The sequence below is a fragment of the Fibrobacter sp. UWB7 genome, assembly GCF_900142945.1.
In the GTDB taxonomy this organism is placed as follows: Bacteria; Fibrobacterota; Fibrobacteria; order Fibrobacterales; family Fibrobacteraceae; genus Fibrobacter.
Window position 1 is genome coordinate 292,314 of the sequence record NZ_FRCO01000003.1, and the last position, 17,146, is coordinate 309,459.

Annotated in this window: 12 protein-coding genes; 9 read left to right on the plus strand and 3 right to left on the minus strand. The window is 41.0% G+C overall.

Translation table 11 applies throughout. The annotated features are described in order from the left end of the window. The first annotated feature begins 107 nt into the window (after positions 1-107). The 9 genes from BUC30_RS10940 to BUC30_RS10975 all read left to right on the plus strand — a co-directional run bounded on the left by BUC30_RS10940 (position 108) and on the right by BUC30_RS10975 (position 8,709). Positions 108-833 (plus strand): hypothetical protein, encoded by a 726-nt coding sequence (locus BUC30_RS10940; RefSeq protein WP_139260833.1) that lies wholly within the window; start codon positions 108-110, stop codon positions 831-833. 703 nt (positions 834-1,536) lie between these two features. Continuing rightward, on the plus strand, positions 1,537-1,698 hold the full coding sequence (locus tag BUC30_RS16135) for a hypothetical protein (RefSeq protein ID WP_170861537.1): 162 nt from the start codon (positions 1,537-1,539) through the stop codon (positions 1,696-1,698). A gap of 381 nt (positions 1,699-2,079) precedes the next feature. After that, complete coding sequence (locus BUC30_RS10945) at positions 2,080-2,619, plus strand: hypothetical protein (protein ID WP_073424893.1); 540 nt, start codon at positions 2,080-2,082, stop codon at positions 2,617-2,619. Positions 2,620-2,675: 56 nt separating this feature from the next. After that, complete coding sequence (locus BUC30_RS10950; protein WP_073424894.1) at positions 2,676-3,194, plus strand: hypothetical protein; 519 nt, start codon at positions 2,676-2,678, stop codon at positions 3,192-3,194. Positions 3,195-3,230: 36 nt separating this feature from the next. Further along, on the plus strand, positions 3,231-4,094 hold the full coding sequence (locus BUC30_RS16205) for a hypothetical protein (protein ID WP_073424895.1): 864 nt from the start codon (positions 3,231-3,233) through the stop codon (positions 4,092-4,094). Next, positions 4,091-4,579 carry a hypothetical protein gene (locus BUC30_RS10960; RefSeq protein WP_073424896.1) on the plus strand — a complete coding sequence of 163 codons (489 nt, stop codon included), beginning with the start codon at positions 4,091-4,093 and terminating at the stop codon, positions 4,577-4,579. Before BUC30_RS16205 ends, BUC30_RS10960 begins: the two co-directional genes overlap by 4 nt. 9 nt (positions 4,580-4,588) lie before the next feature. After that, entirely contained in the window at positions 4,589-5,287 is a 699-nt protein-coding gene (locus BUC30_RS10965; RefSeq protein WP_073424897.1) for a DNA alkylation repair protein, read from the plus strand. A gap of 12 nt (positions 5,288-5,299) precedes the next feature. After that, the gene (locus tag BUC30_RS10970) at positions 5,300-6,109 is read left to right on the plus strand and encodes an alpha/beta fold hydrolase (protein WP_073424898.1); all 810 of its coding nucleotides are present in this window, start codon (positions 5,300-5,302) and stop codon (positions 6,107-6,109) included. Positions 6,110-6,177: 68 nt separating this feature from the next. Further along, entirely contained in the window at positions 6,178-8,709 is a 2,532-nt protein-coding gene (locus BUC30_RS10975; protein WP_073424899.1) for a BspA family leucine-rich repeat surface protein, read from the plus strand. A gap of 181 nt (positions 8,710-8,890) precedes the next feature. On the opposite strand, the gene brxL is transcribed toward BUC30_RS10975, so the two are convergent. The 3 genes from brxL to pglX are packed head-to-tail and all read right to left on the minus strand — an operon-like array spanning position 8,891 to position 17,133. After that, a complete protein-coding gene (gene brxL / locus BUC30_RS10980) occupies positions 8,891-10,960 on the minus strand; it encodes a BREX system Lon protease-like protein BrxL (protein WP_073424900.1) in 2,070 nt (689 codons plus the stop codon). A gap of 8 nt (positions 10,961-10,968) precedes the next feature. Then, the gene (locus tag BUC30_RS10985) at positions 10,969-13,509 is read right to left on the minus strand and encodes a PglZ domain-containing protein (protein WP_083555776.1); all 2,541 of its coding nucleotides are present in this window, start codon (positions 13,507-13,509) and stop codon (positions 10,969-10,971) included. Between the two features lie 12 nt (positions 13,510-13,521). After that, positions 13,522-17,133: a BREX-1 system adenine-specific DNA-methyltransferase PglX gene (gene pglX, locus BUC30_RS10990; RefSeq protein WP_073424901.1), complete on the minus strand. Its 3,612-nt coding sequence runs from the start codon at positions 17,131-17,133 to the stop codon at positions 13,522-13,524. Between the last annotated feature and the right edge of the window lie 13 nt (positions 17,134-17,146).

A 17,146-nucleotide genomic window follows, 5' to 3' on the forward strand; every position in this document is an offset into this window, starting at 1 on the left:
AGCCAAACCAGAAATACTTTATCCCCGGAATCTAAAATTCCGGGGATATTTTTATATTCATATGAAGTTGTTTTGCTCCAATGTTTATTGATGTATTGTGATAAATTATGCTGAGCTTTATAAAGTATTCCTGGATTCTTATATTATTTGCTGCTTGCGCATCAAGTAATTTAGAACCGTCTAAAGAATTGTCAAAAGTCCCTCCGCAAAGTGAATATAGAACGGAGTTAGTTCCTCCGACTGGTGTGGGCTATTATGTTGATTTTTACGGTCGTATTAGTGACGAAGAAATATCGTGGAAAGATAAGGGGTTTTATATCCTTTTTGAAAAAGATCATCAAAGGAAAATTGGTTTTATCCCATTAGATTCAAATAAAATTCGTATTTATAAGTTTCTTAATTTCCCATCTTGGGATATTGGATATCCAGATATCGGATTATGTGTAGGAGAAAGTTACACTTCCCAGGAATATGAAAATTTTTTCATGGACAAATGCCGTAAAGAATACTCAATTAACTCTATGGATTACAGACTCGTTATGTCTTATTTTTCTGAAAAAAAGATGTCCATTAAAAAAAGAGGAATTCCTCCACGTGAATGTGTTGGTGAAACATTGAATATCATTTACTATGACGGAAATGAATATCAATATTTCGATATGATAAGTCCTAAGTGTTTTGATAGCGCCTTGAGGAATAATCCTGAGTCTTTTGAGTATAAACTTTTTTATGAGAAAATAGATGGCATTATGAAAGGTGATTTCCAAGAATGCCGATGGGATAAATTTTTAGACTCAAACGTTGTGGAAAAATGTGTATCAAAATATAGATGATTGTAAAATTTATTTATATTTATACATCATGAAGTATTTCCCGTAAAAAAGAAACCGAACTTCTTTATGTTTCCGGAAGGCTTTTTCCCGAGCCTTTGCGGTAGGGCGCCTCGCGCCAGACGCAAGCGAACGCTATCGTGTGGAAGGATTCTACGGCTGGTTTGCAGGAATCTGATGCAGATGGCGAAAAGGTCTTCGTCGAAGCTGTAAGATAAACTACCTCGAAGCAAACGACGCCGACGGAGAAGCTTTCGCTTTCACGACGGTAAAAGCCTGGTAAGGCGAGGGTCGCGACCGTGCTTGCACGGGCATGACCGAGCCGCTGAGGCTAGGATGCGAAGCATCTATGCTTAATAAGGCGAAAGTCGCATAGTCGTCTTTTTGAGACTTGAATTATTAATCCTCGGAATCTAAAGTTCCGGGGAATTTTGCGTTATACGCAAGACTGCTTCGGTTACGAAATATCGAAATATAAATGTTTCGCTGCTTCGTAACCTTGCACGTCTTTTTTTATTCGGTATATCCCAATCAGTTTACTTTTTCTTTTTGTTTTTCGATAATAATTATGCGTGTATTAGCATATATGCGCCCGACGTGCGTGGAAGGTGCCTGATTTAAGGGGACCTGGGGGAGCATCGTCGAAAATGGTGAAATTGCCGATTATGATGGAAAAACGGCGTTTTTATTTAAAAAGGAGTCCAATATGGAAGAAAAACAAATTGAAAATGATCAGAAGCAGAACAACAAAACTGTCCCCAACAAGATCGTTCTTCCTCCTAAAAAAGGCGATCCCGAGTATGAAGCATTCATGAGGAAACTTTTTAGATCAGCAGCTTCGAACATGCTGAGGGATGACGAAATATAAAAGTGGGTAGAATGATTATACAAGATTTGAAATCAACGCTTAACAATTTTTGGTTTTGGGCGAGTGTTGTTTTTTTATATCCACGTTTGTCACAGAGTTGATTATTGAAATCAATAGAGAACGAGAAAATTTCTTGAGGGAATATACGAGCAAATGTCCTGATGGATTTACCAGTTGGGAAAACACAGAATTTGAAACTACAGACAAGTTTGAAAGAAAAGGCGATACATTGTTCTATTTTGAAAAGCGAATTGAGTCGGGGTGCCGCCCTTTTGATTTTTCGAGAGTTCCTCGTGCTACTGTCGATAGTCTAATTCGTGTCCACAATGTCATTCACTATACTTGGATTGATGGGCTGGTGAACCTTAGTGAAGGAATTTTATGAAAAAGTCGACAATCAGCGATGATCAGCAGGCGTTGCACATGGAAGAACGTGCAATTGCTGATATTTACAGGGCTCGCAAGGAACGCCGTCGGCGTATTCTTCGCGAAAGCGTGCCTCTATTTATTCGTAATAGGGAGCGCATTCTTGCTGATGATAAGATGGCACGTTGCCATATAGACTGCATTCGTTTTGGGCTAGCTTATTCTGGAGAATGGAATGTGCCGGTGGCTTTCTTGGGCGGGTTGCTTCGCTTGTGGGAAAAGCCGATGTTTCAGGCGGAATGCCCGAAGTGTCACGAAACTGCCTATTGTACCGGTGGTGGCGGGAGTCCTCTTTCGGGGGCGAAAAATATTGCCGTGACTTGTGGCACGTGCGGTCATCAGTTTGGGACTTCGGTGATGAAAGCTGATGTGAATGCTACTTCTTTTGGAAAAGCCTTGATCGCATCGATCAACAGTTCGAATGCGGGTCTCGGAAGCATAGATGATGAAAGCCACCCTATCGAGGATGTTGTCCATATACTGGCACCCTTTTAAGGGTGCTTTTTTGTATATTGTAGAGAACAAATTAAGAGAGTGGAGAAGGATCCCTTATGAAGAAAACGACTTGGAATGTTATTTGTGCTGTATCTGTTCTTGCTTGTGGCATGATGCTTGGCTGTGATGATAATTCTGCATCGCCGCAAGAAAATGTTTTGCAGTCTTCATCTTCTGCGGATGTTTCGGGTCCTGGCGCTGGTAATAATCTCAGCTCGTCAGCGGCGCTTTCTTCTGCGGAAAATCCGTTTGCCGAAAGTTCTTCGAGCGTTGCAACTTCGAAGACGTTGTGCCGTATTGATATGACGACGATGCAGGGGTATTACCCGATGGCTTACAATATATCGAAGGTGTCATTTTGCTTGCCTATGGATAATTGCGACTCTTTGACTCTGGAATTGGGCTTCGCTAAGTGTCATAATAATGAAGCGACAGTAGAGGGCTGCTATTCGATGGCATCTCCGAAGGTTGTCGAGGCATGCGATGAATCGTATGATGAAACTTGCGAAACGCGTAATGGTACGGCTTATGTTTACGGAGCTCTTCGTTTGAATTGTCGGAATATTGTGCGGTAGTTCAAGTTTGATTGCGTTTTTGGGTGCTTTGCTTTCATGAAATTTATTTGTCCTTTTATTTTTGCAGTTCTGCTTGCGGCGCCTTTGTGGGCGAAAACGTCGTATTACATATTGCCGGTGCATTTGAAAAATGTTCACGAAGACTATGCTGAAAAAATTGTTTCTTTAACTAAAGAATATGTTGCCGTTGAAGGCGATGAAGTTGTCCCCAATAAGTCTGATTGCGATTACTTGCTGCAAATAAAGTTGATTCGCAAAGAAAAAGGGGTAGCTGTCATTTATGAAAAGCGGAGCCCGGAAGGTAAGTTGCTTTGGTCTTATGGACATATTGCTTATTCACCGGAGGACTTTGCTCCTGTTGCAAGTTATGTTGCTCGGAAAATGGATCGCTGGGAAAAAGAATTTATTTGTGGTTTCGGTTTTGGCGCTATAGGACTGATTGCTCCGATAAAGTTTGTGGATTACAATTATGAACCGTTTGTGCAGTTCAATGTGGAATCTATCAAGATGGCGGCAAATTTGAATATTGCCTTCTTGGGCTCAAAACCCAAAGGCGTGCATGGCTCCGTGCTGGGCGCTTCTTTTTCTGTGGCGTATATGTTCGGGCGTCGTTTTGTGGTCCCGTATCTGGGTGCCGGTATCAATGGTGGACTCGTCGCAACGGAGATCAAAACAGAGTTTGAAAACAGGTATGGTCTTAAAGAAGAAAAAACGGAAAGTGAATCCGTTGTGACACCGGGATATTTTGTGGAATTGGGACTTTCATTAAAGTTGAAAAATGAAGTCCATATTATGCTGGAATCTCGCTATTTCAGAGAAATTTATAAAATGAAAAATATCCTTGATGGCTCGAAAGAAGTTGTTCATGGTTTTTCTGTTGGAGTGAAGTTTGGCGTATGAGATTCTTTTGCATTTTGTTCGTGATTTCGTTTTGGCTGGTGGGCTGTGCTTCTTATATGAGCGTTTCTGTATCGGATGGGGCTGGGGATTATTCCATTTACCGGAATGGCGAATTGGTGTGTTCTGCTAGCGATGCCTGCACTATTGAAAATACGGCAGAAAGCGAAATGTATTTGGAAGCGAAAAAGGATGACGTTGTCTATGGTGCCGCGTACGTGCATCGAAAAAAGAAAGAAATAGACCACAGCCACGATGATGAACGCGATTGGTGGACGGGGAAGACAAAAAAAGAAGAAAGGGAAGAGCTTGAAGCTGGGAATAGGGAATTGGCGGTCTTGTTCGCCCTTGTGTTTCCGGTGTTCTTGATTTGTGTGGATTTTGGAGCTTATCCTAATGCGGTTGTGATTCCTGTGAAAGAACCCAATTCCGCGGAGGCGAATTATCCATGGAGTCTGCCGATGGAAAAGGTTAATTTGGCGAGGTGAGATAAAGTAATGAATGTCGTTAATGAAATCCAAAAAGCGCTTTTTGCAAAACAGGATTTAAAGTTCAAGGCTTTCCATAGCAAGTTGATTCCGACGACGGATGCAAAGTCGATTATCGGCGTGCGCACTCCCGATTTGCGTGCCATAGCAAAGGAATTTGCAAGTCACCCCGATGTGGAAAAATTCTTGACCACGCTCCCGCACAAGTATTACGACGAAAATCAAATCCATGCGTTTATTTTGTCTTTAATCAAGGACTATGATGATTGCGTGTCTCACATCGATGCGTTCTTGCCGTATGTGGATAACTGGGCGACGTGCGACCAAATGCGCCCGAAAGTTTTTGCGAAGGCTGCGAACCGCAAGCGACTTTTGAAAGATGTCGAACGCTGGATGAAAGATCCTGTGACCGATGTCTACACGGTACGCTTTGGCATTGAAACTTTGATGTCGTTCTTTTTGGACGATGACTTTGAACCGAAATTTTTGAAGTGGGTTGCGAAAATCCGCAGCGAGGAATATTACCTCAATATGATGGTGGCGTGGTTCTTTGCGACGGCACTTGCAAAGCAGTACGAGGCGACACTCCCGTTCATTGAAAAACATGCGCTCGATACATGGACGCATAACAAGACTATCCAGAAGGCGATTGAAAGCTATCGTATCACGGATGAACAAAAAGCATATCTGAAGACCTTAAAATTATAGTATCTTTAAAATATGATTGATTATACCGTACAGACCGTAAAAACCGACAATTTTGAAATGGACTACCTCAAGTTTGGTACAGGCGCGCGTACGCTCGTGTTGTTACCGGGGATGAGTCTCAAGAGTATGATGGGCCTTGCCTCGATGGTGGTGGATTCGTACAAGATATTCGCAGACGATTATACGGTCTACATGTTCGACCGTAAAAAGAATTTCGGTGAATCGTATCCGATGGAACAGATGGCGGCTGATACTGCCGAAGCGATGGATGCGTTGGGCATTGAACGCGCCTGCTTCATTGGAATTTCGCAGGGTGGCATGATTTCGCAAATCATTGCTGAACAATACCCGCAGAAGGTCGAACGCTTGGCGCTTGGTTGCAGTGCTGCTCGCTTGAACGATATGTCTCGCGCGGTGATGACGGAATGGAAACGCCTCGCCGAAGCTCGCGATATCGAAGCCCTCTGCTCGAATTTTATAGATAAAGTTTTTTCTGCTGAAACAATCCGCAAGTACAAAAAGAGTCTGATGCGCATGAACACGAATGCCACGGAACAGGACATGAAGCGCTTTTGCGTGCTTGCTCGCGCTTGCCTCGAATACGATGCTTTTGCAGGACTTGAAAAGCTCAAATGTCCGACGCTCGTTTTGGGCGCCGAACTCGACCAGGTCTTGGGCGTAATCGCTTCCCGAGAAATCGCCGAAGTGCTAAAGCAAAATGGTGTGCCGACGGAACTCTACGTTTACGAGAACTACGGCCATGCCGCCTACGACGAAGCTCCGGATTACCGAGCAAGGATTTTGGAGTTTTTGAAGGGGTAGACCCTGTTTGGTGACTCTGGGTGTTCACTAGGAGAAAAACATGGAACAGGTAAAAAAAGAGGTGGAGTATGCCGGAAAAGGTTATAGCAACAAACGGAACAATTCATAATTTGGTCCGAGAAGCCATAGAAAAGTATGGTCCGGATTGCGACCTGAATTTTATTGACGTGTCGCAAGTAACGCATATGGATAGTTTATTCAAACAGTCTCAGTTCAATGGCGATATCAGTAAATGGGATGTCTCTAATGTTATCAATATGTATGAGATGTTCATGTGTTCTGAATTTGATGGTGACATAAGCTGTTGGGATGTCTCCAATGTTACTAATATGTCGATTATGTTCGCTGGAGCACGTTTCAATGGCGATATAAGCCATTGGAATGTTGCCAACGTCACGCAAATGGACTCAATGTTCTCTAGATCAAAATTCAATGGCGATATCAGCAACTGGAAAGTGTCTCCTGAAACATGTATTGATGATATGTTCAAGGATTCCTGCTACACAGGAAACTTTTGGGGACTAACAGATAGGTTGTCCTTATCTTTATGCATGAAAACTGGTCGCAAAGTCGTTGCTCGCGATGAATATCATTTAAAAGATATGATGCACAGCCTTGGTGACCATGCTGATTTGAATTTTATTGATGTGTCGCAAGTGACGGATATGAGTAATCTTTTTTACACATCTTTCTTCAATGGGAATATCAGCGAATGGGATGTGTCTAATGTAACAAATATGCGCAACATGTTTCGGTGTTCAAATTTTGATGGTAACATCAGTAACTGGAATGTTTCAAATGTAACAGACATGAGTGGAATGTTTTACAGTTCAAAATTCAATAAAGATATTAGTAAGTGGGATGTGTCGCATGTAAAAAATATGAGAAGCATGTTTGAAACTCATAGTTATGAACCTTTTTTTGATCGAAACGAGGCCTTTCGGGGTGACATCAGTAAATGGGATGTTTCTAGCGTAACGGATATGAGTCGAATGTTTTGTGGTTCTCCGTTCAATGGAATCGTTAGCAACTGGGATGTGTCAAAAGTGACTGATATGAGTTGGATGTTTTCTGAATCAGAATTCAACGGAGATCTCAGCAATTGGACTGTTGATGATTCTTGCAAAATAGATGGATTTGGCGACGCCTCTTGGCGAAATAAATTTTATTGCAAAATAATAAAAAATGCAACCGATGAAAATGGCAAAGTGATTGTTAGAAATAACACACACCTAAGAAATTTAATAAACGCAATGATGACTATTCATGGAGATAATTGTGATCTAAATAATATGGATGTGTCTAGGGTGACTGATATGAGGGGACTATTTCAAGGATCTCAATTCAATGGGAATATTAGCGAATGGGATGTTTCCAATGTTACAAACATGAGTGGAATGTTCAGGGATTCTCAGTTCAATGGGAATATCGGCGAATGGGATGTTTCCAATGTTACAAACATGAGTGGAATGTTCAAGGATTCTCAGTTCAATGGGAATGTCGGCGAATGGGATGTTTCCAATGTTACAAACATGAGTGGAATGTTCAAAAATTCTCAGTTTAATGGAGACATCAGAAAATGGAATGTTTCAGGCTTAGACCAAATGGACGAATTTGGCGACACATCTTTATGCCATATTATTTACCATAAAATAATACAAAGTGCAACCAACGAGGATAATAAAATAGTTGTCAGAAATAATACCCATTTGAGGAGTCTTGTAAAGGCTTTAATAACTATTAGAGGAAATGATTGCAGTCTAAATAATATGGATGTGTCTAGGGTGACCGATATGAGTGGACTATTTCAAGGATCTCAATTCAGTGGGAATATCGGTGAATGGGATGTCTCCAATGTTACAAACATGAGCCGTATGTTTGCCCAATCCGAATTCAATGGCGATATCAGTAAATGGGATGTCTCTAATGTTACAAATATGAGCGAAATGTTTGTGAAATCAAAATTCAATGGTAACATAATCAGCTGGAATATCATAAGAGTCAAGAAGTTTGATAAAATATTTGAAGGTTCTGCGCTTATAGAATCAGGAAAAATCCCGACTGGGACAAAAAAAATGTTGCATCGATTTATTAAAGATGCTATCGAGAGAAAGGGAAACAATTGTAATTTGAATTTTATAGACGTTTCAAGGATAGCGGACATGAGTAGTTTGTTTGAGCATATACCCGATTTTAATGGTGACATCAGCGAATGGGATGTGTCAAATGTGACGAATATGAGCAGAATGTTTTTTCGTTCAAAATTTGATGGCGATATCAGCAAATGGAAAACATCAAAAGTCACTAACATGAGACAAATGTTCAGAAATTCGGACTTCAACGGAAATCTTAGCGAATGGAATGTGTCAAATGTCTCAAATATGTGCGGGATGTTTAGAAACTCGGACTTCAACGGAAATCTTTGCGAATGGGATGTATCAAAAGTGACAAATATGAGCGAAATGTTCAGAAATTCCGTATTCAACGGAGACATTAGTAAGTGGAATGTATCGAATGCTGCGAATATGAGAGATATGTTCACAAGAAGTGATTTGCAAAAGAACAATAGAATACCGGATTGGTATAAAAAGATACACTGAGGAACATCTAAAGGAGCTTGTTGCCAAGTCAATTGAATGCGGGTGAGATGTATGCTTCTGCACTTACGAATGTTTGAAAAGGGATGTCCCAGAAATTGATAATAAAATGTCAAGTTTTATATAAACTAAAATAACGGGTGTGCTTCTACACCCGTTCTCATATTCAGATTTCTTTATAGTATTAGACTTTCCTAAAAATAATAGAACATTCCCTACAAGACCGGCGTGTGGGTGCTGTGACTGCTATAGAATATTTGGAGTAGCCGTCATAGATGTCTAATCCTCGACCAAGTGTGATTTTCCATCCGTCATCGGTAACAATACTGCGATCATGGAAATTGCGGAATTCATAGGTGAATTCCATGCCGAGTGCATCAACTTCGCCCTGAATTTCCGATAGCGCGTCTATTACTTCCTTGCGCTCATATTCGTCGGAATTTGTTACTAGATGGACTTTCAGACCGTCTACATTTCGAGTTTCTACAAGCATCGCCATAAATTCTGCAAGATTTTTAATTTGCCAATATTTACGAATATAAGGGTCTTCAATAGTGATTTGTTTGGCATCTTTTAAATATGCAGAAAATAGATTTTTGTATGAATAACCGGTTTGACCGGGACGTAAATGAATTTCCTTTTCTTCAAGCTTTGGAGCTTGTTCATTGGAAAGAACATCTGCATTGTTGCTTGTAGCGGATTGATTGTCTGTTGCTTGTGGTGTTTTAGAGTTTTTGCATTCATCAGCAGAACTGGTATTATCTCCAGTACGGTTTCGTTCTGCTGTGGCGTAGTTTATCTCTTCAAGAGTCTCGATGGAAATCTTTTGACCTGATTTTACATTTAAGTATTCAAATTTCGTGGGCTCGTTGCGGAAGGTCTCATCAATAATGTATAATTGATCCTTTACGCGTTTGCGACATTCTGCTGCGTAATCAATAATTTTGAAAGCTTCTTCATCGGTGTATTTGCCGTCAGGGAAGATCAACTTAATTAGTCCAGAAAATGTTTTTCTGATGGCTAGATGGTCGCGTTCGGAAAGTGTCTTGTCAAATTGTGCAAATTTTGAGAGATCTCCGGAGAAATCTTTTTTTCGGAGTTCGTGCAGAACTGCTGCGATATAGTCTGTAATCAAACCATAGCCATTGCTAAAGGATTCCTTTTTTAGAATTTTAACTTCCCAGCCGGGGTTGTAGAGATGAATTCTATCAAGGAATGCACCTTTGATGAATTGATTTGGGATAGACTCGAATAGATGGCTGTTCCTAAGCATGGTTTCTACAGAGTGCTTTGTGTTGCCCACAAATGCCATGGATGCAGAGGCTTCATGAGTTGCCCTGCCGCGGTTGAATGACTTATTGGCAAGGTAGTTCTGCATGGTATCAATCATTACGGGATCTACTGTTTTACCGGGTTGCTGTTCGTATTCGTCCCATGCAACGACATCCCAAAAGCCGACAAGACCTAAAATTTCTCGGTTACCCGACATTTTAACGAAAAGACGTGCCGAAGTTACATCGCCACCGGAAACGAGAACTCCATACGGAGACAGCTCTTGGAATACGTGTGATTTACCAGTCCCCTTTGGCCCCAATTCCATAAAGTTGAAGTTGTTCTCCACATGTGGGAGCAAACGACAAAGAGCTATCATCTTTTCGCGTTCAGAAAGCAACTCCGGATTTAGCCCAATGGTATGAATCAGGAGGTTAATCCATTCGTCGGTGGAAAATTCCTTGCGCTTTTCGATGTAATCTTTGACGTCTACATTGGATATTTGGATGGGCTTAAAAAATTCTATGTTCCATGGAGAGTCAACCTCATTTGACGGAATATAGGATATTGTTACAATGCTCCAAACTCCATTGCCGGAAAGAAGTTTAGGATTTTGTCTGACGATTGCCTCTGATATAGGGACCTTGCTTAAATCAAGGTTGGCAAAGGTGGCTTCGTAACGGTTTAAGCGATCGTTTAGGACTACGCTGACTTTGTCGATAATCTTGTATTGTCCCTGGTCGTGGATTCGGCCTTTGATTATTTCACTGTCGGCTCGGTTTATATAGTTTTCGCGTATGACAGACTTGACTTTTTCGATACCTTCTGCAATGACGGTTTCGTCAGAACAGGCACAGTATTGTCCAAGAAGATATTCAAGAACATAGGTTGGTACGGGAAGACCTCCTTTAACTAAGAAGGCAAGATCCTTGCGGACAACTTTTCCGTTGAATATTTCTAGAATTTTGTCTTGTAATTCCATGTTTTACCTTAGAAATCCCGGTCAATGAATGTGTTGTTTGTAACTGGAGCCTTGTAAAGAGGATTGATTGGATCGTCTACATCCCAAATCTTAAGTTCTAGAATTTGAGATGTGTTTGACTTATTTAAAGCTAGTTTTATTTCAAATACACGTTTTGCCAAATCTGTTTCATTGGTGCTGTTTAAGGCGATTTCTTTTTCTTCAGTGACAAGAGTACTGTTGTCAAAAATAGCACATTTTATGATGCGTTGCTTAAACTCCTTAGATACGGCTTCTTTTTGCAATACTTGAATCTGTAGTATGCTGGAAACCATTCTTAAGTTGCTGTTAAGGACTGTTATGCTTACTTTTTGCTTGTCATCGTCATGAGTCGTATTTGATCGCAGTATGGGGATAATTATTTCCTGTAATGCGATTCCTCCATGTGCAAAATTGTAGCCTCCACCTGGAGCTGCAATGCGGTTTGTTCCTGATGGAACGGCGACAAATATGTCGTCTCTGTTCATTCCAGAAACTTTTGATAGAGGATATTTTGAAATGTATTGAATAGAGTCGTTAGATTTGGTCAAATAATAACGTGTTTTTTTCTCTAGATTGTTTTCTGCAATTTGTTGCTTGTCTTGTTCGGCAATGTCAAAATCGTACAGAAACCCGTGATCTGAAGTCAGTACCACATTGCTTACTCCTATTGTAGAATGCAAGGTGTAGATAAAACTTTTTAATTCGTTTATCGCTTCCCTACAGGCTTTGGTAAGAATTTTTGCGTTGTGGTCGTGACCGGAGTCGTCTATAAAATCGTAAAAAACATAAACTAGAGGACTTTTGAATAATTCTCTTTTTTGCAATTGGTTCATTCCCTCTAGATCTTTGTAATTAATGCACTTTGCGTTTGCTACGTATTTTCTTAGATGCTTCTCGCGTTGGTCAAGAGTTGAAAGGACCTCTCCGTCAACAGTGAGTGTTGGTTCGGGAGATTCTACGAACTCTAATGAATTGTGCGGAAGTAAGGCTGTTTTGCAATATTTTGTTTCGGTGGGAAGTTGTGCAATAGCAAAATCGAGGCTTGGAATGTGTTTTTTATTTTTCAACAGCTCCAACTTAAGTTCTTCGGCGATTTCATAACGGAATGCATCGCATACGATTACTGCTAATTTGGAATCCTTTTTCTGGTATTTGGTGTAAAATTCATTTTGGCAGGTAAAGCCGAGTTTGTGGATGTCTCCGCAATCACGATTGAAACTGTTTATCCAATTACGATTTAAATCGCTGGTGAATTTAGCGTAATCATTATCGAGGCGCTTTTTTGCGTTTTCAAGAGATTCTTTGATTGGATTTTCATCAGTAAAATCTACATATAGCTCCAACGCAAGTCTGTAATATGAGTCTAGTAAATATATGTCGCTTGTGTATGTCTGAATGTATTCTTGGGGGGTGCTTAAGCGGTTTATCTTGAGTGAATTTCTAGTTGTATAAAAATCGCAGATTCTTGCAAGAAACTGAAGAGTTCCTTTGACTTGGTTGTCATCTGTGTTGTTTAACATTGAACGAATTTTGTCATTTACTTCATTGGGAGCGGCCCAAAGACGTTCTTCAATTAGATTTTCTGCAATTGGATATGCGAGCTTTGGTGTTAATCGGAAGTAATTTGCTTCTGCTCCGTAAATCTTTAGAATGTAGCTTTCGTTTATATCAGAAGCTATTTCATCTAAAGTTTCTTTGAATACTTCGTCTTTTTGTCCTGCATCCCAAATGGCGTTTATTGTATCAAGTGCTCCGAAAACTTTGAATTGTTCATAATTGTCGCCAGGAATAAGAGTCAAATTACCGCATATTGAATTATATTTCAAGGATTTTGCGATGAACTGTAGCATTCCTTCGTAATTAAATTGACGATTTGGATCTACTTTATACCCAAATGTTCGTTGCACCATTTGTTGTAATGCTTGGAGAGAATCCTTGCTTTGGTATATAGCATTGAAGAATTTGTCTTTTCTTTTTGCGTTATCTTTTTTGCCCAATATAATGAGTTTCAGAAAAATGGAGGGCCAATCTAGAAGGTTTCTTGAATCTAACTCAGCACTTATGATACTTCTGTTTAATATGTCGATTGACAAATCTCTGTAATAGCCTTTTAGGATATCGTCATTTTTCTTGCGTTGCAATTTGGTGATATTACGCTTTACATAGTCAATGTAATCGTGGCTTATGTTTCTTTCTTGCATGAATAATTCAGGAGAATCTTCTTTGAACTCCATATTACTTGCCAAGATGTCTAAAAGAGGAAAGGCTAATCGTGATTCTTCGTCTTGTGGTGATGCTGATCTTACTAGCAGTACGACTTTTTTCTCTTTCCATTCGTGTTCAATGTTGTATTTTATTCTGAATGACCGGTTGTCATAGATTTCATAAATGAAATTTTCTGGCCATTGAGCGTCGCCTGGATGGGGGAGCTCTTGTTCGTACCCTTGTAAACCATTGTCAAAAACAAAGAGAACGTGCAAGTCGGGTTTGCGCGTAAAATAATCTGTAATTTTTTCAAATAGTGCCATGTTTATTTATTCCTACTTGATTTTTGCGAGAACATCTCCGAATTTTGCGTAGTTTACGACAACGCCGTCATCTAGATCAAATGCGATTTGTTCTGATGCAACACGTTGTAAGCGACCATCGTATTCAAGACATTCATCGTAGTGATCACGGAGCTTTTTTAGCATTCTATTGTCTGCAGAAGAAAGATTTAATTCGTCTGCCTCTAGACCGGCTATTCGTTTGCGTAGGTAGTCTAGATGGGAGAGCAGGTAATTCTTACGGACGAGTTCTGCTGTATAGGCGTCCATGCGGTGCATGTAGACGATACACTTGAATGCACCTTTTTTACTGCTGAAGAGCCAATAGATTGGGCGGTTCTGGTACATTTTCTTGTGGTCATCCCAAAAATTCTTATAGAGGTAATCTTCAATAGATTTGCCTAAGCATTTTTCTACATAATTCAGATTCTCGGTCAATTTTTCAGAGCCAAAGGCAATCCGCAAGAAATCCGTAAAGCGGTTTACGGCGTTGTCGGGGAAAGCTGAATCCTTAGACATCAGCGGGATGATTCCGTCATCGTCAATCTTGAAGGTTTCGCCGTTATAGGTGTAAGGGGCAATTTCCTCGGCGGTAGCGTTCGGGTGCGCAATGGCAAGCCCAGGCTTATCCAGTCGGTAACGGCCCATTATGCAGCCAACGGCATAGCTAATGAACTGCTTGATAACAACATCTTCATGCCATTCTATTTGCTCATAATCGACAAGAGGCGCATCGCAGCTCATATTGCAATCGGCTGGCTTGCCGATTGAAATTTCACCCTGTTGAAGGATAGTCACTTCATCCAGTGGGACATCGGGTGTCAATTCGTCTTGCAAGCCATAGATTTCAATGAATTGTCGATTAAGTTCTTCTTCGTTAGCATGGAGCTGTTTGAACAGGCGCTCCCATTTGCCCTGATAGACTCTCATTCGCCAAGACAGGCTTTCAGGTTCGGGCGCGGCTCGGTCGATGCATAGCATTTTTCCACACTTGGCGGCTTCATCAATATCAAACTGAACATTGGCATCTTCGTCTTCAAGGGTCATTGCAAGAAGTTCATTCTTCTGGAAATCCCAGGATGTTTCGTAAGCATCCCAGTCGGATTTAGAGATTGCGAAATTACTTTTTACAAGGGATTCAATTTCCTGATTAGAATAGAAGGGTATTTTTAAAACGTTTTCTGTTTGCACACTAAATGTCGGATTAATAATATCCAACAAATAATTCGTGACCTTTGAATTTAAGCAACCTAACAAGCCATAAATATTTTCAGGCTCATATGGCGTTACATTTACTTCATCATAGGTCGAATCCACTCTTAGAAACCTGAAAGTCGCTTTTCCCGAACAAATTTTAGACCAGGTAACGCCCTCTTTATACCAAAGGTATTCTTTAATAACCCTTGACATTTTATTTCTATGATAAAATTCAATATCTTCTGGCGACCACGCAATAACATTCAATGTATTACCATACCACCGACGAGCTTCACCACCTTTTGTTTGAAGCATCCATTTGCAGCCCTTACCGACTCTATTAAAATCAACTTCCCAAGTGAATCGAAGGAATCTATCATTATCACCTGTTACATTTTTTCCATCAGAAAACGCGATAGATTCAACATTAGTTTTTGCAAACAGCTGACGAACTTTATCGCCAACCCAATAGCCAATGGGACTGCTAGGGATTTTTTCAAAGTTGCTCTGGGAAATATTAGAATAATAGACATAATCTGTATGGTTATCATTCCCATCCAAGAACATCCGTTCCTTATCAGAGCAATCTTTCCCATCCACCAAACGGAAATACGTTCCCGATTCATTCTCTTGTGGAGTCCTGTTTGACACAACGTAGGCAGTATTCTGAACGACCTCCCCACTCAATTCGTCAAAAGTCCTTGGTCCAAGGTGCATCATGCTATCAATACTGTAATGTTCCAGTATATCCTTGCGCAGGTTCTCAAAGGACGAAAGGAACATCCAACTGTGCATGTTTATCATAGCATACTTGGCATTCGACGCAAGCCTATCTATCGCCACATCCATGAATACGCTGAACAAATCCGCCTTGCTGTTGGGGTAGTTCTTTTTTATATAATCACTTAATTCCGCATTCATATTGCCATTGCCCATATACGGCGGGTTCATAGCAATAGCGGAATACTTGTCGGTTAAGGCAAGGATTATACGGAACGACCTTACCAAATTCTGAAGGTCCTCATTGCCATTTTCCTTCCAGATGTCGATATGTTCAGCAATGGCATTGCGGGTTTCCGTCGAAATCTTGAAAACCATTGTGGAACCCAAATTCTTTGCCGATTCCATCAGTTTAAGTGCTTCTGTAGATTCCTTAATAACCCTATCTGTTCCACCCAAGAAATAATGGGGCAAGGTCTCTCGCAACCATTCCTTGTCCGTAATGGGATCAGGCATGTCATAGACACGGGGCAAGACCTTCGCATCAACAAACCTGGCATTCTTCTGGCAAGCCTTCAACAGCAAGCTGAACATCGAAAGCTGCTTTGCGCGTGTATCAAGGTCAATACCTATCAGGTTGTGCTTGAAAATACTCTCGATTGCCTGAGCTGGAGAACTACCTTCGTCCATATAGAACGAATACAGCATATCGAAGAATTCATTGAGGATATGTCCAGAACCGCTTGCAAAATCGGCCACCTTCAGGGATTCCAGTTCCGCATACCTGTATATCGAATCAGACGCGGTAGGAGTATCAACCAAATACTTCCAGTCCTTAGCCAAGTCACTACCGGGGTTGTTATCCAGGTAAATGCGACCAAGGGTGTTTTGGACCATGTATTTCACAATCCAGTTCGGCGTAAATATCTGAGTCGCGGCCGGGATATCTTCGGCTTCGGCCTTTTTCTTGTTCTTGAAACTGGCAAAGACCTCATCCTTTTTCTCGGATATGTAGAACTGATAAAGCCAGCCGATAAGTTCAGTCTGCTTGAAATCTTTGTCTGTAATGTAATCTGTTGTGTTCAACAGGTCAATGAAGCCGCCCGCAGCAAGTATGTTTGTCGGCAACAGCAATTCCGTATAGTCATCGATATGGCCAAAGCAATTCAGCAGAATGGGTGTCGTATGGCAATAAGCCACAATAAGCACAGTAAACTGTTCAAGTACCTTGGAATCATCATCCAAAAGCGCATCCAGTTCGGCCCGTTCCGTTTCATCAAGCGTAGGGAGGCGTCCCTGACGGGCATTTTCCACAATCAGGGGAATTCGGCCTCCTTCGGCGTATGCAAGCTGGGGTTCAATGAGCCTGTTCTTCTGCAAAATCCTGATGGCCACAAAACGGTTGAACCAGGTATAGGCGGCTTCTTCGGCAACATGTTTGATGCCTACTTTTGCACCCTTAGGGTGGTTCTTAATGGTTGATTCTAAAGCGATCCACTTGTTATAGAAGTCGTACCCTTGTTTCAGTTTCCCTCGAAATAGAATGCCGCCTTGTAGTTTCTCTGGACGGACTGAATCTTCTACGTGTCCTTTTTCGTCAAAACCTAGCATTTTTAAGCGGTCAACCACCCCTTTGATTAGGTTGGATCGAGCTTCTGTTGCAAATTTTTTGAGGCGTGAAGTATCCATGGAAAACCTTTTT

Coding starts and splice junctions, on each gene's coding strand:
- brxL (WP_073424900.1), bottom strand. CDS start 10,960: ATGGAATTACAAGACAAAATTCTAGAAATATTCAACGGAAAAGTTGTC.
- BUC30_RS10960 (WP_073424896.1), top strand. CDS start 4,091: ATGAGATTCTTTTGCATTTTGTTCGTGATTTCGTTTTGGCTGGTGGGC.
- BUC30_RS10985 (WP_083555776.1), bottom strand. CDS start 13,509: ATGGCACTATTTGAAAAAATTACAGATTATTTTACGCGCAAACCCGAC.
- BUC30_RS10975 (WP_073424899.1), top strand. CDS start 6,178: ATGCCGGAAAAGGTTATAGCAACAAACGGAACAATTCATAATTTGGTC.
- BUC30_RS10945 (WP_073424893.1), top strand. CDS start 2,080: ATGAAAAAGTCGACAATCAGCGATGATCAGCAGGCGTTGCACATGGAA.
- BUC30_RS10940 (WP_139260833.1), top strand. CDS start 108: ATGCTGAGCTTTATAAAGTATTCCTGGATTCTTATATTATTTGCTGCT.
- BUC30_RS10970 (WP_073424898.1), top strand. CDS start 5,300: ATGATTGATTATACCGTACAGACCGTAAAAACCGACAATTTTGAAATG.
- BUC30_RS16205 (WP_073424895.1), top strand. CDS start 3,231: ATGAAATTTATTTGTCCTTTTATTTTTGCAGTTCTGCTTGCGGCGCCT.
- BUC30_RS16135 (WP_170861537.1), top strand. CDS start 1,537: ATGGAAGAAAAACAAATTGAAAATGATCAGAAGCAGAACAACAAAACT.
- BUC30_RS10965 (WP_073424897.1), top strand. CDS start 4,589: ATGAATGTCGTTAATGAAATCCAAAAAGCGCTTTTTGCAAAACAGGAT.
- pglX (WP_073424901.1), bottom strand. CDS start 17,133: ATGGATACTTCACGCCTCAAAAAATTTGCAACAGAAGCTCGATCCAAC.
- BUC30_RS10950 (WP_073424894.1), top strand. CDS start 2,676: ATGAAGAAAACGACTTGGAATGTTATTTGTGCTGTATCTGTTCTTGCT.